This is a genomic window from Aeromonas sp. S19(2024), from assembly GCF_041402625.1.
Taxonomy (GTDB): Bacteria; Pseudomonadota; Gammaproteobacteria; order Enterobacterales; family Aeromonadaceae; genus Aeromonas; species Aeromonas caviae.
Genome location: NZ_JBGLQU010000005.1, coordinates 1 through 22,345 on the forward strand (window position 1 = coordinate 1; position 22,345 = coordinate 22,345).

22 protein-coding genes are annotated in these 22,345 nt (G+C 63.9%); 13 read left to right on the forward strand and 9 right to left on the reverse strand.

Annotated features, from left to right (window positions below; translation table 11 throughout):
* Window positions 1–482 precede the first annotated feature (482 nt).
* The 3 genes from erpA to clcA all read right to left on the reverse strand — a co-directional run bounded on the left by erpA (window position 483) and on the right by clcA (window position 3,097).
* Entirely contained in the window at window positions 483–833 is a 351-nt protein-coding gene (gene erpA, locus ACB037_RS11525; protein WP_010675554.1) for an iron-sulfur cluster insertion protein ErpA, read from the reverse strand.
* 89 nt (window positions 834–922) lie between these two features.
* Window positions 923–1,615, reverse strand: a complete 693-nt coding sequence (locus tag ACB037_RS11530; RefSeq protein ID WP_128343817.1) for a DUF6776 family protein — start codon at window positions 1,613–1,615, stop codon at window positions 923–925.
* Window positions 1,616–1,702: 87 nt separating this feature from the next.
* Entirely contained in the window at window positions 1,703–3,097 is a 1,395-nt protein-coding gene (clcA, locus tag ACB037_RS11535) for a H(+)/Cl(-) exchange transporter ClcA (RefSeq protein ID WP_039040862.1), read from the reverse strand.
* 209 nt (window positions 3,098–3,306) lie between these two features.
* Here clcA and hemL point away from each other — a divergent pair, with 209 nt between their 5' ends.
* The gene (hemL, locus tag ACB037_RS11540; protein ID WP_151028691.1) at window positions 3,307–4,593 is read left to right on the forward strand and encodes a glutamate-1-semialdehyde 2,1-aminomutase; all 1,287 of its coding nucleotides are present in this window, start codon (window positions 3,307–3,309) and stop codon (window positions 4,591–4,593) included.
* A gap of 199 nt (window positions 4,594–4,792) precedes the next feature.
* Window positions 4,793–5,605 (forward strand): hypothetical protein, encoded by an 813-nt coding sequence (locus ACB037_RS11545; RefSeq protein WP_042016292.1) that lies wholly within the window; start codon window positions 4,793–4,795, stop codon window positions 5,603–5,605.
* 46 nt (window positions 5,606–5,651) lie between these two features.
* On the opposite strand, the gene ACB037_RS11550 is transcribed toward ACB037_RS11545, so the two are convergent.
* Together ACB037_RS11550 and ACB037_RS11555 are read right to left on the reverse strand one after the other, a co-directional pair.
* On the reverse strand, window positions 5,652–6,554 hold the full coding sequence (locus ACB037_RS11550; protein ID WP_371175349.1) for a TSUP family transporter: 903 nt from the start codon (window positions 6,552–6,554) through the stop codon (window positions 5,652–5,654).
* 259 nt (window positions 6,555–6,813) lie between these two features.
* Entirely contained in the window at window positions 6,814–7,497 is a 684-nt protein-coding gene (locus ACB037_RS11555) for a phosphatase PAP2 family protein (RefSeq protein ID WP_045521918.1), read from the reverse strand.
* Window positions 7,498–7,699: 202 nt separating this feature from the next.
* On the opposite strand from ACB037_RS11555, the gene ACB037_RS11560 reads away from it, so the two are divergent.
* Window positions 7,700–8,215: a DUF2937 family protein gene (locus ACB037_RS11560; RefSeq protein ID WP_151028688.1), complete on the forward strand. Its 516-nt coding sequence runs from the start codon at window positions 7,700–7,702 to the stop codon at window positions 8,213–8,215.
* A 42-nt stretch (window positions 8,216–8,257) separates the two neighbouring features.
* Here the strand turns inward: ACB037_RS11560 and ACB037_RS11565 are convergent, their stop codons facing one another.
* Window positions 8,258–9,139 (reverse strand): LysR family transcriptional regulator, encoded by an 882-nt coding sequence (locus tag ACB037_RS11565; protein ID WP_039040858.1) that lies wholly within the window; start codon window positions 9,137–9,139, stop codon window positions 8,258–8,260.
* Window positions 9,140–9,296: 157 nt separating this feature from the next.
* Between ACB037_RS11565 and ACB037_RS11570 the strand changes: the two genes are divergently transcribed.
* Together ACB037_RS11570 and ACB037_RS11575 are read left to right on the forward strand one after the other, a co-directional pair.
* Window positions 9,297–9,689 (forward strand): multidrug efflux SMR transporter, encoded by a 393-nt coding sequence (locus ACB037_RS11570; protein ID WP_151028687.1) that lies wholly within the window; start codon window positions 9,297–9,299, stop codon window positions 9,687–9,689.
* Window positions 9,677–9,997: an SMR family transporter gene (locus tag ACB037_RS11575; RefSeq protein ID WP_010675564.1), complete on the forward strand. Its 321-nt coding sequence runs from the start codon at window positions 9,677–9,679 to the stop codon at window positions 9,995–9,997. The genes ACB037_RS11570 and ACB037_RS11575 overlap by 13 nt, the downstream gene beginning before the upstream one ends.
* 89 nt (window positions 9,998–10,086) lie before the next feature.
* Here ACB037_RS11575 and ACB037_RS11580 read toward each other — a convergent pair whose 3' ends face one another.
* The 3 genes from ACB037_RS11580 to hrpB form a co-directional block, all read right to left on the reverse strand.
* A complete protein-coding gene (locus ACB037_RS11580) occupies window positions 10,087–10,488 on the reverse strand; it encodes a VOC family protein (RefSeq protein WP_371175350.1) in 402 nt (133 codons plus the stop codon).
* Between the two features lie 42 nt (window positions 10,489–10,530).
* A complete protein-coding gene (mrcB, locus tag ACB037_RS11585) occupies window positions 10,531–12,852 on the reverse strand; it encodes a penicillin-binding protein 1B (RefSeq protein ID WP_010675566.1) in 2,322 nt (773 codons plus the stop codon).
* A gap of 123 nt (window positions 12,853–12,975) precedes the next feature.
* The gene (gene hrpB, locus ACB037_RS11590; protein WP_371175426.1) at window positions 12,976–15,429 is read right to left on the reverse strand and encodes an ATP-dependent helicase HrpB; all 2,454 of its coding nucleotides are present in this window, start codon (window positions 15,427–15,429) and stop codon (window positions 12,976–12,978) included.
* 184 nt (window positions 15,430–15,613) lie between these two features.
* Here hrpB and thpR point away from each other — a divergent pair, with 184 nt between their 5' ends.
* From thpR to panC, 8 genes are all read left to right on the forward strand, one after another.
* Window positions 15,614–16,159 carry an RNA 2',3'-cyclic phosphodiesterase gene (gene thpR, locus ACB037_RS11595; RefSeq protein WP_202040547.1) on the forward strand — a complete coding sequence of 182 codons (546 nt, stop codon included), beginning with the start codon at window positions 15,614–15,616 and terminating at the stop codon, window positions 16,157–16,159.
* Window positions 16,156–16,899, forward strand: a complete 744-nt coding sequence (sfsA, locus tag ACB037_RS11600) for a DNA/RNA nuclease SfsA (protein ID WP_069651860.1) — start codon at window positions 16,156–16,158, stop codon at window positions 16,897–16,899. The genes thpR and sfsA overlap by 4 nt, the downstream gene beginning before the upstream one ends.
* A gap of 119 nt (window positions 16,900–17,018) precedes the next feature.
* Window positions 17,019–17,468: an RNA polymerase-binding protein DksA gene (gene dksA, locus ACB037_RS11605; protein ID WP_029314801.1), complete on the forward strand. Its 450-nt coding sequence runs from the start codon at window positions 17,019–17,021 to the stop codon at window positions 17,466–17,468.
* Window positions 17,469–17,577: 109 nt separating this feature from the next.
* Window positions 17,578–18,480, forward strand: coding sequence for a tRNA glutamyl-Q(34) synthetase GluQRS (gluQRS, locus tag ACB037_RS11610; protein WP_371175351.1), 903 nt, complete (start codon window positions 17,578–17,580; stop codon window positions 18,478–18,480).
* Between the two features lie 100 nt (window positions 18,481–18,580).
* Entirely contained in the window at window positions 18,581–20,071 is a 1,491-nt protein-coding gene (gene pcnB / locus ACB037_RS11615; RefSeq protein ID WP_029314802.1) for a polynucleotide adenylyltransferase PcnB, read from the forward strand.
* A 10-nt stretch (window positions 20,072–20,081) separates the two neighbouring features.
* A complete protein-coding gene (gene folK / locus ACB037_RS11620; protein ID WP_324033888.1) occupies window positions 20,082–20,579 on the forward strand; it encodes a 2-amino-4-hydroxy-6-hydroxymethyldihydropteridine diphosphokinase in 498 nt (165 codons plus the stop codon).
* Window positions 20,580–20,599: 20 nt separating this feature from the next.
* Window positions 20,600–21,394, forward strand: coding sequence for a 3-methyl-2-oxobutanoate hydroxymethyltransferase (panB, locus tag ACB037_RS11625; protein ID WP_042864977.1), 795 nt, complete (start codon window positions 20,600–20,602; stop codon window positions 21,392–21,394).
* A gap of 96 nt (window positions 21,395–21,490) precedes the next feature.
* The gene (gene panC / locus ACB037_RS11630; protein ID WP_039040846.1) at window positions 21,491–22,345 is read left to right on the forward strand and encodes a pantoate--beta-alanine ligase; all 855 of its coding nucleotides are present in this window, start codon (window positions 21,491–21,493) and stop codon (window positions 22,343–22,345) included.

The following is a 22,345-nucleotide window of genomic DNA, read 5'->3' on the forward strand; positions in this document are numbered from 1 at the left end:
ACCAAGGAGTTGGCGGCTCAATGAATTGCTGAATTAACTGCTGCAACTTTCGTTGCTTTGGTCACTTCATCAGACATTGATATCAAAAATTGTTTTTGATGCTCGATGCTGTGAGTGCCCACACAGATTGCTTGATTCAAATTGTTAAAGAGCAGGGTTTAAAACTATAACCCTCACCAGCTTGCTTTGCAAGGTGGACCAGACGCGCACTGCGCCGTGCTGATGGAGGCGCATTATAGGGATATGATTCTCGCTGACAAGCGAAAACTACGTGTTTATTTGAAAAAGACGTCCAGGTGTTTAATCAACAACCAATCAGACTAAAAAGCCGTCAAGGATTCATCTAAATGAGCCTGCACACCTTCACTATCGCTACCAATCGGTACCCGTTTTCGCCACATCAAGATCTACATGCCAGCCACGCCAGGCATACAAAAATGAAAAGGGCCCTTCGGGGCCCTTCATATCACGCTGCTTGTAGATCAGATGGAGAAACTTGAACCGCAACCGCAGGTCGTCGTGGCGTTGGGGTTGGTCACGGTGAAACGGGAACCTTCCAGGCCTTCGGTGTAATCCACGCTGCCGCCGACCAGGTATTGCAGGCTCATGGGATCGATCACCATGGTGACGCCGCTCTTCTCGACCACGGTATCGCCATCATTGATTTTCTCGTCAAACGTGAAACCGTACTGGAAACCGGAGCAGCCCCCCCCAGTGATGTAGACCCGCAACTTGAGTTCGGGATTCTCTTCTTCGGTGATCAAGGTCTTTACCTTGTTGGCTGCCGCATCCGTCATCTGGATGGGCAAGGGGGCTTCTGCTACTGCACTCATTGCTGACCTCACAACCGTTACATCCACAAACATGGAAACCGCGAAATTATCCAATACCCGACCATTTAGTTCAAGTATTCACCACTCTCTTACTGCGCTGCCGGCAAGGGGGCTGGTTGAGCGACCAGAGGCTTGAGCACCTCGTTCCACTCAGCAACCAGCTCCTGGGCCGGTTGCCGTCCCTCCTTCGGGATGAGGATTCTCACCCTGTCCGGGATGAAGCCTGAGGGAAGCTGCCAAATGCCCTCCAAGAGCTGGAAATATCGCAACGCGTAGCGTCCCTCCCCCACCTTCATGCCAAGATCCCGGCCACTGAGGATCCTGGGCTTGTCAGCCAGACTGCCTTCGAGCCGGATCTGCACCTGCCCCCGAAACAGCTCCCGCTTCTTGGCGGGTTGTGTGAGCGCCAGACGATAGTGGTAGCGACCCGGCACACTCGTCTCCTGCAATGTTAGATTGTCGATGGATACCCCCACCTGTTCGCCGGTGGGACGCATGATGCGTTCGAAGAAGGCGAGCTGACGCTTCTGCTCCTGTACCTGGGCTTCCTGATCCTTGAGCGTCTGCTGAAGTTGCTCGAAGGCGGCCTTCTGGGTCGCCAGCAGGGTCTCCCTGACGCCGAGATCCGTCTTCAGTTGTGCAATGGCCTTGCTCTGACGCTCCAACGTCTCTTGCTGCACCGTCATCAGGCTGCTCTGAGCCAGCTCCTGTCTGTTCCCGACGACATAACCGATACATGCCCCCACAGCCAGCACCACCAATAACTTCACGATTTGGGACATAAGGCCTCTTCTATATGCCGACATCAACACGGCCGGTTTCTTTTCACTATACGCGACCATGCCGGATTGATACGGATAAACAAAGAGTTAACCGGTCGCGATGCTGCTTTCACCCCGGTTTTGACGCGCAGCAAGCCGTAAAGTTCGCTCCAGGATCTGGGAATAGATGGGACGCCCCCCCAACCATTGCGCCACCAGGGTTGCCCCTATGGTGGTGATCATCATGGGCAGGATCAGCTGATAGTTGTCTGTCATCTCTGTCACCAGCACGATGCCGGTAATGGGGGCACGCACGGTGGCGGCGAAAAGCGCCCCCATGCCGGCGATGGCAAAGGCGCCCGGTTCGATGCCGAGATCGGGAAATGCAGAGTGGAACAGGTGACCAAAGATCACCCCGAACAGGGTGCCCAGCGCCAGGGTCGGCGCAAAGACACCACCAGGGGCCCCCGAGCAAAAGCAGATGAGGGTACCCACCAGTCGCACCGAGAAGATGATGAAGAGCGTCGCCATCGCATAGTCTCCCCCCGTCAAATGCGGGATGAGCTCGATTCCCCCTCCAGTGACCGAAGGGGCGAACAGCGACAGCATGCCAAAGGTTCCAGCCACCCCCATGCCGATGATGACGAAGCGGTGGCGCTTGTTCTGATGCAATGCCAGGTAACCATCCTGACAGGCGAGCACCAGCTTGTTGAAGACGAACCCCAGCACACCAAAGCAGCCCCCCATGAAGAGAAACAGCCAGAGCGCCTTCAAGGCCGGAGCGTCGTAGTGAGGCAGCATGATGACGGGGGATTGCCCTTTCATGTTCTGCAGCATCAGGGTCGCCATGACGGCCGAAATCCCGACCGCCTTGATGGCGAGGAAGGAGTAGCGAAATTGCGGTCGCATCTCTTCCATGACAAACAGTATCCCTGCCAGCGGGGCATTGAAGGCCGCAGCGAGACCACCCGCCGCACCGGCAGCCAGCAGGGCGTGGCCATGCTCCTTGGGCAACCGGAAGATATCCGCCACCATCTTGCCGAGGTTGCCCCCTATCTGCACCGAGGGCCCCTCCCGCCCCAGCACCATGCCGGAACTCAGGGTACAGACCCCGCCAAAAAACTTCACCGGCAACACCCGCCACCAGCGTACCGGGCGCAGGTCGTCCATGGCCCCTTCAATTTCCGGGATACCGGATCCCCCCGCCTCGGGGGCAAAGGCATGAGTGAGGAAATAGCCGACCAACCCCAGCAGGGCGCTGAAACCAAAGCCGAGCAGGCCAAGCTGCCACCAGGGGCGATCGGCCAGCAAGTCGACACGCTGCTGGGCCAGCCAGTGAACGCAAGACTCGAACAATCCGCACACCAGGCCTGCCAGCAGGCCGACTAGGGCCGCCAACAGGAGCACCAGCAGCGGCATCTTGTCCCGCCGTATCAGGCGCTGCAAGACTGGAGGACGACGCAGCGAGGCCGCGTCGGCGGAAGGAATGGCTTGTTGCTCCATGGATAATCACGCTCATCTAACGAGGACCAGACACACCTCGGCCTCGGCTGCCCAGCTCTGGGCCTTTCTGCTATAGTCGGCCCGTTTCATGTATCACGGGCGAGAGTCCGGGGCGAGAGCGCAAAGCATACTCCTCCCGCCATCCCCTGCCGAGCCGCAATCGGCAGCCTGCGCCCGGGTAACGACCAAAATCCCATTAAGGATGATCCATGTCAAAATCAGATCAGCTGTTTGAACAGGCCCGCCAGACCATTCCCGGTGGCGTCAACTCACCGGTCCGCGCCTTCAACGGGGTCGGCGGCACACCCCGCTTCATCGATCACGCCGATGGCGCCTACCTCTATGACGTGGATGGTCAGGCCTATGTGGATTACATCGGTTCCTGGGGCCCCATGCTGCTCGGTCACAACCACCCGGCCATCAAGGCCGCGGTCATCAAGGCGGTGGAGAAGGGACTGAGCTACGGTGCCCCGACCGAGATCGAAGTGCTGATGGCCGAAAAAGTGCGCCAGATCGTCCCCTCCATGGAGCAGGTGCGGATGGTCAACTCCGGCACCGAGGCGACCATGAGCGCCATCCGGCTGGCCCGCGGCTACACCGGTCGCGACAAGATCGTCAAGTTTGAAGGCTGCTACCACGGCCACGCCGACTCCCTGCTGGTCAAGGCCGGTTCCGGCGCCCTCACCCTGGGTCAGCCCAACAGCCCGGGCGTACCGGCCGATTTCGCCAAACACACGCTCACCTGTGTCTTTAACGATCTGGACTCGGTGCGCGAAGCCTTCACCCAGTACGGCAGCGAGATCGCCTGCATCATCGTCGAGCCGGTGGCCGGCAACATGAACTGCATCCCGCCGGTGCCCGACTTCCTGGAAGGGCTGCGCGCCATTTGTGACGAGTTCGGCGCCCTGCTGATCCTGGATGAGGTGATGACGGGTTTTCGCGTCTCCCTGCGTGGTGCCCAGGGCCACTACAACATCGACCCGGATCTCACCACCCTCGGCAAGATCATCGGTGCCGGCATGCCGGTAGGCGCCTTCGGCGGCAAGAAGAAGGTGATGCAGCACATCGCCCCGACCGGCCCCGTCTATCAGGCTGGTACCCTCTCCGGCAACCCGGTGGCCATGGCCGCCGGCCTCACCATGCTGGATCTGCTGCTGGAGCCGGGCCTCTATGAGCAGCTGAGCGCCAAGACCGCCCGTGTCGCCGAAGGGCTCAAAGCCGCCGCCGCCAGGCACGGCATCCCGCTTGCCATCAACTACGTGGGCGGCATGTTCGGCTTCTTCTTCACCGACGAGCCCGAGATCACCCGCTACGAGCAGGTGACCCGCTGCGACATGGAACGCTTCAAGCGCTTCTATCATCTGATGCTGGAGGAGGGTGTCTATCTGGCACCGAGCGCCTACGAGGCGGGCTTCCTGTCGCTTGCCCACGGCGACAAGGAGATCGAACACACCCTGGCGGCCGCCGAGCGCAGCTTCGCCAAGCTGGCTGGCTGACAAGCCGCAAGATGTGCAGAGGGCCCCGATGGGGCCCTTTTTTGTTTGCTCGCCCCGACGAGGCACCGTAGTGGTGCATCTTTAAGTCCCTCACCGGAGCCTTGCCACCTGCTGGTGCGCCGCGCCGTACACGGGCTGTCATAAATCGGGCCCACAATTTGCAGGCCCCTGCTCAGGAGCACATTGGACCGAGGTGTATATGGCAGAGATGAGCCCCATCGATGTGCTGCGGCGCTATCAGGAGTACGAAACCGAGCTGGCCCCCCTGCTGCTGGGGCTGCTCACCCTCCCCGAGGCGTCTCTCAAGACCTATGCCTTCGTCGAGGAGGTAAAGAGCCTGGCCCCCCAGATCAGGCCAGCCATACTGGCGCCCGTTCCGGCGGCCCAGGGGCAGCTGCGCCTGCTGGTGCAGGGCCATGGCCGGGAGCTGGAGATCAACCTGCACCAGCTGATCGCCTGGCTGATGGGGGACAGGGAGCGGCGGCGCGCCATTCCCTGGTTCAGGGCCGTCTACGTCGTCCTGAGTCTGGCCCTGTTTCTCATCGTCGGCACCCTCATCTGGCACGGGCTGGAGCAGCTCTATCTGCTCCTGTGCGGCACCCAGCAGAACCGGCTGGGGGCCTTCAGCGCCATCATCTTCCTCACGCTCGCCCTGGCGGTGTTCGATCTCGGCAAGACCATCCTAGAAGAGGAGGTGCTGCTGCATAAGGACATCTTCCGCCACAGCGCCATCCGGCGCACCATTACCCGCTTTATCGCCGCCATCCTGATCGCGGTCTCCATCGAGGGGTTGCTGCTGCTGTTCAAGGGATCCCTCGGCCAGAGCGAACTGCTCTGGCCTGCGGTGGGGGTGATGGGGTGCGCCGTGGGGTTGCTGCTGGCGCTGGGGCTCTATGTGTTTCTCGGTGCCAGGGCGGAAGCCGCACTGGTCGCCTCCAGCCAGCAGACTGCCCACTCGGAGGGGGCTGCCAGAGGCATCAGAAGACGCGCCAGGACCGGGCGAGCGGGATGACATACCAACGCGGGGTGCCCGTTCAGGCGGGCCTCGCCGACGCCAGCTAGCTCGTCGCCTCTGCCAGCGCGGGCGCTGGCTGTCGCCGCGCCGCCCGCCAGGAGGCGTACATGGTCCAGGAGGTATAGATGACGATGAAGGCCACCAGCCATTTGAGCATCTCCATCTCCATGGATTTGACCAGCATGGCCGCCAGCACCACGCCGATGGGGCCGAAGATGGCCACCGCCAGCACGGCCCGCGCATCGAAAGCCCCCTTGCGGATGAAGGTCCCCGCCGAGAAGACGCTGAGCACGGCGGTGGATCCCATCATGATGGGGAAGGCCACCAGCGGGTTCATGCCGAGCAGATAGACCAGGGTCATGCAGGGGGCGAACAGGCCGATACCGACGTTCATCAGGGCTCCGAACAGGAAGTTGCCGGCAAGGGCGATCCCCAGCTTGTAACCGCTCAGCCCCATGGCCTCGCCACCGAGGGGGAAGAGCCCGAGCAGACCGGCAAAGATGAGACTGGCAACCACCAGCAGGGAGACCGCCATGACCAGCCGGATGGTCTGGCGATCAAAGGAGGCCACGTAACGGGCGCCCCAGGCCGCACCGGCCGCCGCAGCCGCCATCATGCTGATGAGGGTGACGGGATCCACGTTGACCACGCCGATGAAGATGAGAGCCTGGGTCACGGTCGGCAGCACGCACTGGCCGTTGAGGGTACCGGGCAGCAGCCGATCATCGATCAGCCTGAACTGCTTGTAGCAGGCGGTCTTCACCGCAAAACTCCCCACCCCCAGAGTATCGAGAAAATTGGCCACAAAACCGATGGCCGCCACCGGCCAGAAAGGGGTAGCTTCGAGCTGGCCATGACGCCGTTTGTGCCACCAGGCTCGGACCAGCATAACGAGAAAGACCAGGGCACAACCGATAAACAAGAGACGCAGAAAAGTGACAAGCATGGGGAGACCCCCAACAACGGGCGGCGATTCTAAGGCAGCGGAGGGAAAAAATCCTGGCCAGGATCATGAGACGACGGGTGCAAACGTTTGGCCGCGACTATTTTGGCTGGCAGAACCCGAATGGGGCTATCCATACTGGTTGGGAGGGCGACAGCCCGGGCTCATCGGGCGTAGTCCTGGTCATTTCGCGACGACCACAGCACCGGTGAGGCGTAAACGAAAGAAGGCGGGGTGACCCGCCTTCTTTTTTCATTCTCCGTCAGGCAATCCAGCGTGGCAGCCGGGGAGCCAGGCGGTCGATCAGGCGATCCGACACGGGAGTGAGCAACAGCAGCGGCAGGCAGATCAGGGAGAGGCAAAGAGCGCCCACATAGACGTCCGTCATCCAGTGCGCACCCGCCAGGATGCGGGGCGCAGAAAACAGGGGCACCATCACCACCGCAATCACCCCGGCCCAGCGCGGCAGATAGCGCAGGGCAAAACCGGCGAAGATCATCAGGAAGAGGGCGTGATCACCGGGGAAGCTGTCACCGGCGGAGTCCTTGGTGGGAATCGCACTGATCTCGGTCAGGCGCAGAGCCCCGTCCACCATCAAGGTGGGGCTGGGACGGCTGACCGGCAACAGATGCCCGAGCTGATTGATCACCAGGGCCCCCAGCAGCATCACGACCCCCATGGCCACCAGACGACGGCGCTCCTGCCCGTCGGCACGGAAGAAGCAACTGGCGAGGATCCCGCCCATGCAGGCCAGCGCGGCCAGATCGAACAGGCGGTTGTTGGTGATGGCCACCAGATCGGCCCAACGGGGGGAGTGGCCAATCCAGCCATTGACCAGCTGGAAGAGGGCGAGATCCCACCCATCCCAGGGGCCGTGCTCAGGCAGGGCGCCCCAACTGAAGGCAATGAGGCCCCCGGCCAGATAGAAAGGAATGAACTTGCTCATGCCGACGTGTCCTTCGAAAAACGCTCATTCTAGGCCAGCCGCAAGATGACTTGCATCACAAAAGTGTAAGAATTCGTGTAACAAAGGTATTCCATCGGCTCTTCTTTTGGCGCCGCCGACCGGGTAGGCAAGCGCGCCCCCTCCTTGGCTCACCCACCGGTTGCGGCTAGTATGGGTGCTCCCTTCGTTCAGGATGATGATGATGCGCAGCTACCTTCGCATGATGTTGTTTGCCCTCGGTTTGCTGGCAGGTGTACAGATCCCCGGGCTGGTCGATCTCTACTTCCAGCGGCTGGATGCCCGGCTGCAGCAAGCCGGTCTGGCGCTGGCCCCCTTCCAGCGCACGGCGGACAAGCACTTCAATGGCGATCTGCAGGCGCTGGTCGCCCATTACGGTGCCAGCCAGGATCCCGTCTTCACCCAGGATGCCACCAGCCTCCAGCAACTGGTGAACCAGCAGCAGCACCTTCAGGGGGAGATCGCCGTGCGGGAGAGTCCCTGGTACCAGCAGCTCTCCCACCTGTTGCTGCGCGCCGATCCCGCCCTCTGGCAGGATACCCTGCACAACTACGGCTATGTGGTCCCCCTCAAACAGGCCGCCATTTTCTGCGGCGTGGCGGCGGGTCTGCTGGCCTCCCTGGCAGGGGATCTGCTGCTCGGCCTCCTGCTGCTGCCATTTCGCTCCCGCCAGCGCGTCCCCCGTCACGGCCTGCGCTGATCCCCTCTGACTGCCAACCGGGGTGCCCGCCCCGGTTGGCGGCTACTCGAAGGGTTCGAGATAGGCTTCTATGGCCTTCTTCAGCCAGGCCAGCACCTTGCCGTGATGGGCGTTCTCCGACAGATAGACTCCGTAATCGCGCCACTGCAGACTGAACTTGTGCTTCAGGGTCAGCAGCTCCCCCTGGCGCAGCTGGCTCTGGATAAGGGGTGAAGGCAGCACCGCCCAGCCCAGACCATCCAGCACCGCATCCCGCATCAGTTCGAAACTCGACAACCCGATATGCTGCCCTCCGATGGGCAGCAGGCTCTTGACCGAAAACGCGTCCACATAGGAGAGAGTGACCTGGGTGTGATCGGTCAGATCCTGCTGCAACACCCGCTTCAGCCCAGCCAGCGGGTGGCTTGGCGCGACCACCATCAGGGTGCGGATCGGGTTGAGCACGTCGATGCAAAGACCGCTGCGCTCCTGTTCCTCGGTGATGAGGCCGAAGGCGGCATCCACGAACCCCTCTTCCACCAGGGCCGGCAGCTCCGGCGGTGAGGCCAGCACCAGGGAGATGCTGGTGCCCGGAAACTGGCGACGCAGCGCCCCCAGCATCTCGCGCCATACCACCTCGGGAATGGCGTCGTCCCGGGCTACCCGCAGCGCCACCTCGGCACCGGAGGCATGGTGCTCGCACTTGAGCTTCAGGCTGTTGGCGGCCTGCAACAGCCGCCGACAGTCGTCCAGCACTTGCTCGCCGATTTCGGTCAGCCGGCTCTGATTCGCCCCTCGTTCGAAAAGTTCGACGCCAAGCTCCACTTCCAGGGTAGCAATCGCCGAGCTCACGGCGCTGCGACTCTTGCCAAGTCGTCTGGCGGCATTGGCTATCGAACCACTGTCTGCTGTTTCTACAAAGAGTTGTATCTGATTTAGCTTCATGACTTCAAACTGGCGGCAGATTATTCCATCACCACCTTATCCCCTGCCCCGCCCCCAAGGCAAACAAGCAGCGACAGCTTTCTCGACGCTCAGCGATAACCTTGCCCGTTTCGGGTGCCGTTATCCTCTCATCGTCGCAGCAACAGAAGGAAACTGCATGTCATCCCGTCCCCTGCTTTTGGCCCGCCTCTTCCTGACGGGGGCCATCCTGACCGAGGTCGCCGGCACCTCCTCCATGGCCCTGATCCCAAAGAACGAGAGCGGCTGGATCCACTATCTGCCGATGTGGCTCCTCATCACCCTCTCCTACCTGCTGCTCGCCAAGGCCGCCAGGACAATCTCCATTGGTATCGCGTTTGCGCTGTGGGAAGGGCTGGGGATCGCCCTCATCACCGCCGTCTCCGTCCTGTTCCTCGGCTACGAGCTGAGCATCCAGGAGTGGATCGGACTGGCGCTGGCCATAGTGGGGATTGTCATGGTGACCCTGGGCGAGACCCACGATGTACCAGCCCCCACCCGCCAGAGGAGGGAAGCCCCATGCACCCGTTGATCATCGTACTGGGCGCCGCCCTGCTGGATATCGGCGCCAACATGGCGATCAACCGCTCCGTCGGTTTTCGCGACAAGGGGTGGGGCGTCCTCGGCATTCTGCTGGTGCTCTGTGCCTTCACTCTGCTCAGCGAGGCGGTCAGTACCGGCAAGATCGACCTGGCCGTGGCCTATGCCACCTGGGGTGCCATCGGCATCCTGGGCACCGCCCTCGGGGGCCTGCTGCTGTTCGGCGAGCGCCTCAGACCCGTCGGCTGGCTCGGCATGATGGTGATGGCGGTGGCGGTCGCCCTGCTGACCACAGCATGATCCCCTCTCCAACCCCATGAAAAAAGCCGCCCTGTTCCCAGGGCGGCCTTTTCATGGTCAAACCGATCACCCAGATTGCAGCAGGCAGCCTAACGCGCTGCCTCGTACAGCTCCAGCGGCAGGCCGTCGGGGTCGGTGAAGAAGGTAAAGCGCTTGCCGGTCAGCTCGTCCACCCGCACCGGCTCCACTTCCACCCCGTGCTGCTCCAGGTGGGCGATGACCCGGTCGAGATCCGCCACCCGAAACGCCAGGTGGCGCAACCCGCACGCCTCCGGCCGGGAGGGGCGCGGTGGCGGCGCCGGGAAGCTGAACAGCTCCAGCTGGCTGCCGTCCGGCAGCGCCAGATCCAGCTTCCACGACTGACGCTCGGCCCGCAGGGTCTCGGCAATGATGGGCAACCCCAGCACCTGGTGATAGAAGTGGCGCGAGCGCGGATAGTCGCTGGCGATGATGGCCACGTGATGGATGGCCTCAAACAGGGAATGGGTCATGGCAATCCTTGCAAAACGGGCAGCCTGCGCTGCCCGTCTTCGTCAGTTGAAGAAACCGTTGAACCAGTTGTCCAGGGCATTCGCCGGGTCCGAGACCGGGCTGGCACAGCTCATGGGCTCGGCCAGACCGGCCAGCTTGGCCGGCACCTGGAGACTGCCGGGACAATCACTGGCCACCCGGGCACCGCTCGAGCGGGAGAAGTTGGCCCAGCTCACCCCTTCGGGCATCTTCAGCCCCAGGCTGTTGACCCCTCGCTGGCTCATGTAGCCGCTGAACAGCTGCAAGGCGCCACTGGCACCGGTCAAGCCGGCCGGGGTGTTGTCGTCACGGCCGACCCAGACGCTCACCAGCTCGTTGTTGTCCATCCCGGCAAACCAGGAGTCACGCAGCTCGTTGGTGGTACCGGTCTTGGCGGCCATGGTGGCCCCGGGGAACTTGGCACCGAGCGCCCGGGCCGTCCCCTGGCTCACCGTCTTGGTCATGGCGAACAGGGTCAGCCAGCTTGCCTGGGGATCCGTCACTCGCTTGGCCGCTTCGTCATGCTGGTAGAGCTGGCGCCCCTCGCCATTCACCACGGCCCGGATGGCCGACAGGGGCTGGGTCAACCCCTGGTTGGCAATGGGCAGGTACATCTGGTTCACCTCCATGGGCGAGAGCGCCACCGCCCCCAGCACCAGGGACGGATAGGGCTGGATCTCCTGCTGCACCCCCAGCTTGTGCAGGGTGTCCACCACCTTGTCCAGGCCTATCTGCATCCCGAGGTTGACGGTCGGCACGTTGAGGGAGCTGGCGAGCGCCTCCATCAGGGGCACGCTCTGGCGGAACTTGCGGTCGTAGTTCTGCGGCGTCCAGATCTGGCCATCCTGGCCGCGAATCCGGATCGGCTGATCTTTAAGCGGCGTGCCAAGGGTCAGGCCGTTGGAGAGGCCGGTCAGGTAGACCGCCGGTTTGACCAGGGAGCCAATCTGACGGCGGGCATCCAGCGCCCGGTTGAAGCCGGCGTAGCGGGGATCCCGTCCCCCCACCATGGCGACCACCTCGCCCTTGTGCCAGTCGGAGACCACCATGGCCGCCTCCAGCTTCTTCTTGCCACGCTGCTTCTCGATGGTGGCCAGACCCGACTCCACCGCCTGCTCGGCGGCGTGCTGGGCGATGGGATCCAGACTGGTGAAGATCTTGAGGCCGGACTGCTTGAGCAGATCCGGGCCGAAGCGGTTCTGGATCTCCCGCTTGAGCAGCCCCATGAAGGCCGGGGTACGGCCATAGCTCATCTGGCCGCGGGCGATGATGCCAAGGGGCTGCTTGCTGGCCAGGTCATACTCGGCCTGGGTCAGGCTGCCGTGATCCGCCAGCAGTTTCAGCACCAGATCCCGGCGCGCCTTGGCCCGGTCCGGGAAGCGCCAGGGATCGTAATAGGAAGGGCCCTTCACCATGCCCACCAGCAGGGCCACCTGATCGATGTCCAGCTCGTTGACCGGAATACCGAAGTAGAAGTAGGAGGCGAGCCCGAAGCCGTAGACCCCCTGGGAGAAGTTCTGCCCCAGATAGACCTCGTTGAGGTAGGCCTCCAGGATCTCGTCCTTGCTGTAGCGGTAGTCGATGAGCACCGCCATGTAGGCTTCCTGCAGTTTGCGCCACAGGCTGCGCTCACGGGTCAGGAAGAAGTTCTTGGCGAGCTGCTGGGTGAGCGTACTGCCCCCCTGCACGGTGCGCCCCGCCAGCAGGTTGGCTGCCATGGCGCGCATGATGGCCACCGGCGAAACGCCGCCGTGCTGGTAGAAGTCCCTGTCTTCCGTGGTGAGCAGCGTCACCAGCAGGCTGTCCGGCACCTCGGAAAGGCGCACCAGCAGGCGGTCTTCCCGATCCTCGGTGTTGAGGCGATCGAGCAGCACCGGGTCCATCTGGGCATAGCCCAGCTGGCGCTGGTTCTCCAGGGACTGGATCCCCTCGAGGCGCGCCCCGTTGAAGGTGAGGCGCAGGCCACGGGCACCGTCGGCACCGTCGTGGAACTCGAACGGCCGGCGCACCAGCTCGATGCGATTGCCGCTCACCGCGTACTCACCCGGGGTATGGGGCTGACGCACCTGCTTGTAGCTCAGCATGTTGAGCTCGCGCAGCATCTGGGTCTGGGAGAGCCGCTGGCTGGGATAGAGCTCCAGCGGGCGGCTATAGACCATCACCGGCAACTGCCACTTCTCGCCGTCGAAGCGCTCGCGCACCTTGGTGTCGAGATAGATGCCAAACACCACCATGAAGGCCGCCACCACCAGAGAGAGCTTGAAGCCCAGCCAGAACAGGGTGCGCCAGATGGTGCGTTTGGGCGCCGCCTTCTTGGGCGTGCGCTTGCGTCGTTGGGTTGCCATAAATCCTCTTGTCGTTCTCCTCGCCATCCCGCTGATGCGAGCGGCCTGCGATGCCTGTGGTGGAGGGGGACTGTGCCACCGCCATCTTGTTCTGATCGTACCGACCGATCACTGCCCCGTCGGCTACTCCTGCAATCCCATCTTCTTCTTGGTCACCCGGGTCGGCAGCGCCTCCAGCGGGTTGTCCGGCCAGTAGTGACGGGGGTAGCGCCCCTTCATCTCTTTTTTCACCTGCTCATAGGATCCCGCCCAGAAGGCGGCGAGATCCGCGGTGATCTGCAAGGGGCGCTGGGCCGGGGAGAGCAGCTCCACCACCAGGGGCACCCGGCCATCGGCCACGCATGGGGTGGCGCCCAGCCCGAACATCTCCTGGATGCGCACCGGGATCGCCGGCGCCTGACCCGGCTGGTAGCGGATCCGCACCCGGCTGCCGGTCGGTGCGGTGAAGTGGCTCGGCAGCGCCTCGTCCAGCCGCCTTGGCAAGGGCCAGGCCAGAGACTGGCGCAGGATGTCGCTCATGTCGAGCCGCTTCAACTGCTCCAGCCGGGTCATGCCGCTCACCGCCGGCAGCAGCCACTGCTCGAGGTCGGCCAGCAGGCTCTCCTCATCCATGGCGGGCCAGGCTTCGTCGGGCAGCCAGTCGCGGGCGCAGCGCAAGCGGGCCAGCAGCCCCTCGCTGCTCTCGTCCCAGGGCAGCACGTGCAACCCCTTGCGCCGGATGCCCTGCAGCAGGCAGCGCCCCTTCTGTTCATCGGAGAGATCCGTCAGCGGCCGCTGGCCGAGCACCAGCTCGCCGAGCACCTGCTGGCGCTCCGCACGCACCCGTTCCTCCCGATCGTCCCAGTCGAACCACTGGCGCTCGCCGACCAGCTCGGGCAGCTGGCGCACCAACTCATCCAGCGCCACCGGCTCGGCGATGAAAATGCGGCTGCCGCGCTCGTTCTGACCCATTTCGACGGCCACGATGGCCCCCTGCCCCTGGCAGGGATGCCCTTCTACCAGATCGCAGCTCACCCCGCCACTGAGCTGATAGCGGCTGCCACTGCGCAGCTTGCCGATGCGATCGGGCCAGGCGAGGGCGCACAGCAACCCCAGCCATTGACCCTGCGGGCTGCTTGCCCGTACACCGAGCCGCTCGAACCAGCGGGCCGCTCCCTGGCGCAGGGCGCCCTGACGGCGGTGGAACAACACGGACAAGCGCTCCGATCCTCGCAGATCTTCTTCCAGCAGCGCCACCAGGAAAGCCGCATCGGCGACAATCCCTGTCAGACCCTCGGATTCCAGCTCCCGGGACCGCAGCAACATGCGGGCGAGGCGGGGATGGGTGCCGAAGGCCGCCATGGCACGGCCTGCCGGGGTAAGTTGTTGCTCACCCTCCGGGGCCATGGCGCCCAGGGCCACCAGCAACCGCCGGGCGCTGGCCACGGCGGCAGGGGGCGGCATGTCCAGCAGGGGCAGCGCCTCCACCCGGGCCCCCCACTGGGCGGCGTCCATCAGCAGGCCGGTGAGCTCTTGCGTCAGGATGTCGGGGGGACTCTGCTCGGCGAGGCGCTCCTGCACCTCGCTGCTCCAGAGCCGGTAGCAGACGCCGGGGCCAAGCCGCCCTGCCCGCCCCGCCCGCTGGGTGGCGGAGGCTTTGGCGATGGGCCGGGTCTCCAGCCGGGTGACGCCGCTCTTGATATCGAAGGTGGCCCGCCGCTCCAGCCCGCTGTCGATGACCACGGAGATCCCCTCGATGGTGAGGGAGGTCTCCGCCACGTTGGTGGTGAGCACCAGCTTGCGACGACCCGCAGGCGCAGGCTCGATGGCCGCTTGCTGGGCCGCGAGGTCAAGACGGCCATAGAGGGGAGCCAGGGTCACATCCCCTGGCAACCGCCCTTCCAGCCACTGTGCCAGCCGCTCTATCTCCCCCTGTCCCGGCAGGAACACCAGGGCACTGCCAGCCTGACTGGCGAGCGCCTCCAGCACCACGGCGCCAACCTGGGGCTCCAGCCACTGCTGGCGATTGGCGGGGCGATAGTGGTACTCGATGGGAAAGCCGCGCCCCTCGGAGCGCACCACGGGGGCACCTGGCAGCAGGCGCTCCAGGGCCATGCCATCCAGGGTGGCGGACATCACCAGCAGCTTGAGATCATCGCGCAACCCCTGCTGGCTTTCGATGGCGAAGGCCAGCGCGGTATCGGCGTGCAGGCTGCGCTCGTGGAACTCGTCAAAGATGACGAGCGACACGCCGGTGAGCTCAGGATCCTGCTGCAGCATCCGGGTCAGCACCCCCTCGGTCACGATCTCGAGCCGGGTCTGGCTGCTGGTGCGGCTCTCCCCGCGCACTCGCAGGCCGATGCGCTCGCCCACCTTCTCCCCCAGCTGACGCGCGAGGAAGCTCGCGATGTTGCGCGCCGCGAGGCGCCTGGGCTCCAGCATGATGATGCGCCCGGGCAGCCGGTGCTGGCGCACCAGCTCCAGGGGCAGCAGGGTCGATTTGCCAGCGCCGGGGGGCGCCTGCAGGATCACGCTGGTATGGCTGTCGAGGGCTGCAAAGAGTTCGGGCAACACCGGGACGATGGGGAGGGAAGACAAAGCGATGGGCACCTTCTGTGACACTTCTGAAAAGGGGTCCATTCTGCCACAGCCTCCCGGCCATCGTAAGCGCCCCTGCCGGGCAGGGGCAGGAAGCGTCAGGTGCAACACGGCAAGACATCCCGGGAGCGGCTGCCATAGAATGGCCCTTATCCGATGCCCATCACGAGGACCGACACGCCGCATGCCCAAACTCTTCTTTGCCCTGCCCCTGCCAGAGCTTGCCCCCGAGCTTGCGACCTGGCGAGACCAGCGCCCCTGGCCCGGCCAGCCGGTGCCCGAGAGCAACCTGCACCTGACCCTGGCCTTTCTCGGGGAGGCCGACGAAACGACCCAGGCTCGCCTGATCGCGGCCGCCGAGCGACAGCACTGCCCCCCTTTCACCGTCCATCTGGATCAGACCGGCTGGTTTCAGCGCGCCAAAGCCGCCTGGGTGGGACCCGGTGAGTGGCCGAACGAGCTGACCGTGCTCGCGAGGGCGCTGCGCCGCCACGGTGAAAAACTCGGGCTGGGCAACGGCGAGCAGGGCTATCGCCCCCACGTCACCCTGTCGCGCAAGGCGGGTGAGGCCCCCGGCGAGCTGCCTGCGCCGGATTTTCTGCTCAGGGCCGATCGCTTCTGCCTCTATCAATCCGTCAGCACGCCGGACGGCGTCCACTACGAACCGCTCGCCTGCTGGCCCCTGCGGGCCCGCGTCAAAAACCCGCACCGCGAGGAGCTCACCCCATGATCTTCGATCCCCCCCTGCAGTCCGGACAGCTGATCTCCCGCTACAAGCGCTTCCTGACGGATGTCGCGCTCGACAACGGCGAGGTGATCACCATCCACTGCGCCAATACCGGTGCCATGACCGGCTGCGCCCTGCCGGGCACCCGGGTCTGGTACTCCACATCCGACAACCCCAAGCGCAAGCTGCCAAACAGTTGGGAAATCGCCGAGAGCCCGGCGGGTCACTTCATCTGCGTCAACACGGCCCGTGCCAACCAGATCGCCCGGGAGCTCATCGAACAGGGCGCGCTCTCCCCCCTGGCAGGTTATGCCAGGCTGCGCACCGAAGTGAAATACGGGGAAGAGAACAGCCGCATCGACCTGCTGCTGGAAGATGACAACAGGCCGGATTGTTACATCGAGGTGAAATCCGTCACCCTGCTCGACGAGCGGGAGCAACCCGGCATGGGGTACTTCCCCGATGCGGTCACCACCCGCGGCGCCAAGCACTTGCGTGAATTGATGGCCATGAAGGCGGCAGGGCACCGGGCCGTGCTGCTGTTCATGGTATTGCACTCCGGCATCGCGAGAATGCGCCCTGCAGCCCATATCGATCCGCACTATAGTCAGCTTGTTGAACAGGCGATGGCGGCAGGGGTTGAAATTTTATGCTATCGCCCCCATGTTGGGGTGCAGGGCATGGTGGCTCAGGATTTTATCCCATTTGAATCTGACCATATGCTACCCGAGGGCAGAGAATAAATGCAGAAGTGGGTAACATTATTGATAAGGCTTGTTTGCCTCCCGTTGACCCTTCTGCTATAGATGTCGCCCTCAATTTATGGATGGCACGGGTAGCGTGCTGAATTAGGAGACAGGGCATGCCAACAGGCGAAAACAGGAAATCTCTGGGCCCCCTGGCCATTGCGGGTGTAGAGCCTTACCAGATGAAAGCCGGTGAGGAGTACATGAATGACCAACAGAAGGTACATTTTCGCAAGATCCTGGGAGCCTGGCGCAACCAACTGATGCAGGAAGTTGACCGCACCGTCGACCACATGAAGGATGAGGCTGCCAACTTCCCGGATCCCGTGGATCGCGCCGCGCAAGAAGAAGAGTTTGCTCTCGAACTGCGCACCCGCGACCGTGAACGCAAGCTGATCAAGAAGATCGAGAAAACCTTGCTGCTGCTCGAAGAAGATGACTTCGGTTACTGCGAGCATTGCGGCATCGAGATCGGCATCCGCCGTCTGGAAGCCCGTCCGACCGCAGACCTCTGCGTGGACTGCAAGACGCTGGCCGAGATCAAGGAAAAACAGATGGCTGGCTGATGCCGCCCATCCACAGGAACGAAAAGGGAGCCCAGGCTCCCTTTTTTATTGAGCTTTTGGTCGGGCCGTCCCAGAATGCAGCCTCAATGCATCGCCTACCCGAATTGCCATGGTCATGACATCCCCCTCCTCCCGACGCCCCTATGTGGGCCGCTTCGCCCCCTCACCGTCCGGTCCGCTCCACTTCGGCTCCCTGGTCGCCGCCCTTGGCAGCTTCTTGCAGGCCAGGGCGCAGCAGGGACGCTGGCTGGTGCGCATCGAAGACATCGACCCCCCGCGGGAGATGCCGGGAGCGGCTGACCTTATCCTCACCACCCTGGAGGCACACGGTCTTGGCTGGGATGGGGAGGTGATGTTCCAGAGCGCGCGCCATGGCCGCTATGACGAGATCATCGATCAGCTCTATCGGGCCGGGGATCTCTACTGGTGCCGCTGTACCCGACGCGAAATCATGGCCGCAGGGGGGTTCTACAACGGTCATTGCCGCACCCTGGGGCTGACCGCCGAGGGGTGTGCCGCCCGTTTGCGCCAGCACCACCCGGTCTATCGGTTCGAGGATGCGCTTCAGGGAGAGATCACCGTCCCCGCGGCGCTGGCGGAGGAGGACTTCATCGTGCGCCGCCGGGACGGGCTCTACGCCTACAACCTGGCGGTGGTGGTGGATGACATGGACAGCGGCATCACCGAGATCGTCCGCGGCGCCGATCTGCTGGAGCCCACTGTGCGCCAGATTGCCCTCTACCAGACCCTGGGGGCAGAGGTGCCCGCCTGGGTGCATCTGCCGCTGGCGGTGCAAGCGGATGGCAACAAGCTCTCCAAGCAGAACCATGCGCCTGCGCTGTCGCAGGACGAGGCACGACCGGCCCTGTGGCAGGCGTTGCACTTTCTCGGTCAGTGCCCGCCGCCCGAGCTGATGGCGAGCCGGATCGACGAGATCATCGGCTGGGGCATCGCCCACTGGCAACTGGTCCGGGTGCCCCGCCAGCAGAAGATCCCGCAAGGGCAAAGCTAGCCCCGGCTGCATTTCTTGCCCCAAAAGGACCAATCAAGGGGAAGCAGGCCACACCGTTTCTCATTTGGTTGGGGCTGAGCTATGATAGGCCGCTATTTTTTTGGCCTCCCGTCAATTTGAAGTCATAACGAGGTGTACCATTTTTTCCCAGATCGCAAACTTTTGCCGCAAAGTGCTCGGCAAGGAAGACGGCGAGCAGTCGGTGGAGTCCCCCATTCCGGCCCGTGTCGCCGGACAGCGCCGTACCTTGAGCCGTGACCAGCACCCGATTTCGCGCAAAGAGATCAGCGAGAATGCCCTCAAGGTGCTCTATCGCCTGAACAAGGGGGGCTATGAGGCCTACCTGGTCGGCGGCGGCGTCCGTGACCTGCTGCTCGGGAAGACCCCCAAGGATTTCGACATCGCCACCGACGCGACGCCGGAGCAGATCAAGGCGCTGTTCAGCAACTGCCGCCTCATCGGCCGCCGTTTCCGCCTGGCCCACATCGTCTTTGGTCGTGACGTGATCGAAGTGGCCACCTTCCGGGGTCACCACCATCAGGTCAATACCAGCAAGCATGTGTCGGCCCAGTCCGATGAAGGCATGCTGCTGCGGGACAACGTCTACGGCACCATCGAAGAGGATGCCGAGCGTCGCGACTTTACCGTCAACGCCCTCTACTACAGCGCCAAGGATTTCACCCTGCACGATTTCGAGGGCGGGCTGGAAGATCTGGCCGCGCGCAGGCTGGAGCTCATCGGTGACCCCGAGACCCGCTACCGGGAAGATCCGGTGCGGATGCTGCGTGCCGTGCGCTTCGCCGCCAAGCTCGACATGACCATCAGCCCGCGTACCGCCGCGCCCATCCGGGAGCTGGCCCCGCTGCTGCAGGACATTCCGGCCGCCCGCCTGTTCGAGGAGACCCTCAAGCTGTTCCTGGCGGGGGACGGTCTGGCCACCTACAAGCTGCTGCGGGAATACGGGCTGTTCCAGCCGCTGTTCCCCCAGGTAGCCGCCCTGTTCACGCCCCACGGCAACTCGCCCTACGAGCAGTTCATCGAGCAGGCACTGATGGACACCGATACCCGGGTCCGTGAAGAGAAGCGCGTCACCCCCGCCTTCCTCTACGCCACCCTGCTGTGGGGCGCCGTCGAGGCCCGCGGCCGGGTGCTGGAAAACGAGAGCGGTCTGCCCTGGTACGATGCCTTCATGCTGGCCATCAACGAGGTGCTGGACAACCAGGTGCGGATCATCGCCGTGCCGCGCCGCTTCACCACGGACGTGCGCGACATCTGGGCCCTGCAGCAGCGCCTGACCCGCCGCCAGGGCAAGCACCCCGAGCGCGCCATGGAGCACCCGAAATTCCGTGCGGCCTTCGACTTCCTGTTGCTGCGCAACCGGGTCGAGCGCGGCCTCGGCGAGCTGGCGAGCTGGTGGGAGCGCTATGTGGCCTCCAACCCGGATGTGCGCCCGCAACTGCAACGGGAGGCGACCCGCCGCCCGGCGAGCGGCGAGCGCGCCGACTCCCGCAGCGGTGATGGCGAGAAGCGCAGCGGCAATGGCCGCAACCGCCGTCGCCCCCGTCGCCGCAAGCCGAAGTCGGCAGAGTAAGGATCCGCCGATGATCGAGGTCTTCGTCGCCATCGGCTCCAACCTGGCCGACCCCCTCGGCCAGGCTCGTCGCGCCATCGCCGCGCTGGCGACCCTGCCTGAGTCCGAGCTGCGGCAGACCTCCCACCTTTACGGCAGCCGCCCCATGGGCCCTGCGGATCAGCCGGACTACGTCAATGCCGTGGCGCACCTTGCCACTCGCCTCAGCCCTCTGGCGCTGCTGGACGAGCTGCAGCGCATCGAGCAGGCACAGGGGCGAGTGCGCAAAGATGAGCGCTGGGGCCCCCGGACCCTGGATCTCGATCTGCTGCTGTACGGTGACGAGGTCATCCGACATGAGCGCCTGACGGTGCCTCACTATGGCATGAAGGAGCGGGAGTTCGTCCTGCTGCCCCTTGCCGAGATAGCCCCCTCCCTGGTGCTGCCCTGCGGCACCCCGCTCACCGAACTGGTTGCCCGCTGCCCGCGCAATGGACTCGCGATCCTGGCCGGTGCAGCAGGCGAGTAGAGAAGAGTAGGAACAACGTAATGAGCAAGATCACCATTACCCACCTGCAGAAGATGAAGCAGGACGGACAGAAAATCACCGCCATCACCGCCTATGACGCCACCTTCGCCAAGCTGTTCGACGACGAGGGCGCCCAGGTGCTGCTCATCGGCGACTCCCTCGGCATGGTATTGCAGGGCGGAGACGACACCCTGGCGGTCAGCATGGACGAGATGGTCTATCACACCCGCTGCGTGGTGCGCGGTACCACCAATGCCCTGGTGGTGACCGACATGCCGTTCATGAGCTACGCCACCCCGGAGCAGACCTACCAGAACGCGGCGCGCCTGATGGCGGCCGGTGCCCGCATGGTGAAGATGGAAGGGGGGGACTGGCTGTGCGACTCCATCCGCCACCTGACCCGTAATGGGGTGCCGGTGTGCGGCCATCTCGGCCTGACCCCGCAATCCGTCCACGTGTTTGGCGGCTTCAAGGTGCAGGGGCGCGACGAATTCCACGCCCAGGAGATCTACCGCCAGGCACTGGAGCTGCAAGCGGCCGGCATCCAGTTGCTGGTGCTCGAGTGCGTGCCCGTCTCTCTGGCAGAGCGCATCACCAAGGCGCTGCGCATTCCGGTGATCGGCATCGGTGCCGGCCCTGCCACCGACGGCCAGATCCTGGTGATGCACGATGCCTTCGGCATCACCTCGGGTTATGTGCCCAAGTTCACCAAGAACTTCCTGGCCGAGACCGGTGACATGCGTGCCGCCATTCGTCTCTACGTGCAGCAGGTGAGCGAGGGGACCTTCCCCGGCCCCGAGCACTGCTTCAACTGACTTTCTGTCGTCATGAGCGCGGGGGCCTGTGCCCCCGTCTCGCCCTCCCCCCTGACGACCCCCTCTTTTATTGATTCATCTGAAGGTGAACTGACGATGTTGGTTGTGAACAATCCCGCCGCGCTGCGCGAGCAGATCGGTCAATGGCATCGCGAAGGCCGCGCCATCGCATTCGTGCCCACCATGGGCAATCTGCATCAGGGTCATCTCACCCTGGTCGAGGAGGCCCGCCGCCATGGCGACAAGGTGGTGGTCAGCATCTTTGTGAACCCCTTGCAGTTCGACAAGGCCGAGGATCTCGCCAACTACCCCCGCACCCTGGAGCAGGATTGCGCCGCCCTGGAGGCCGCCGGTGTGGACCTGGTCTTCACCCCGACGCCGGAGATCATGTATCCCCAGGGGCTCGCCAGCCAGACCTTTGTCGAGGTGCCCGGCATCTCCAGCCTGCTGGAAGGGGCACTGCGTCCGGGACATTTTCGCGGGGTCAGCACCGTGGTCACCAAGCTGTTCAATCTGGTACAGCCGAACGTGGCCTGCTTTGGCGAGAAGGATTACCAGCAGCTCGCGCTCATTCGCAAGATGGTGGCCGACATGGCCATGCCCATCGAGATCGTGGGCGTGCCGACCGTGCGGGCCGAAGACGGGCTGGCCCTCTCTTCGCGCAACGGCTATCTGACCGCTGCCGAACGGGCCATCGCCCCCGAGCTCGCGCGCACCATGAACTGGATTGCCGGGCAGATTGAAGCGGGGAACAGTCACCTCCCCTCCCTGGTTGCCCAGGCCAGCCAGCGCCTCGACAACGCGGGATTCAGGACGGATGCCATCGACATCGTCGATGCCGACACCCTGGAATCCGCCAGCGCCGAGAGCCAGCGCCTGGTGATCCTGATGGCCGCCTATCTGGGCAAGGCCCGCCTCATCGACAACCGGGTCGTCGCCCTGCGGGGTTGA